Here is a 221-nt window from a genome sequence, read left to right as displayed (position 1 = left end):
ATCATATTCCTATTGGTGCTGCAAAATGTTTTCCGTGGCAACATCTAATCAACGTAATATCTGCAATACTATTAGGACCTGTATACGCAGTACTTAATGCAATAGTTATATCCACATTAAGAAATATTTTTGCTATGGGAACATTGTTAGCATTTCCCGGCAGTATTTTTGGTGCTTTATTTGCTGGTCTAATGTTCAAGAGATTTGCTAATACATATCTT

General features: G+C 33.9%; 1 protein-coding gene. It reads left to right on the top strand.

Annotated features, from left to right (window positions below):
• Positions 1-5: 5 nt before the first annotated feature.
• Positions 6-221: energy coupling factor transporter S component ThiW (gene thiW, locus ACX6CF_RS26950; RefSeq protein WP_458788455.1), on the top strand; the 216-nt coding region annotated here is incomplete at its 3' end.

Source organism: Vallitalea sediminicola, from assembly GCF_054408565.1.
This window is presented reverse-complemented; position numbering and strand designations above follow the sequence as displayed.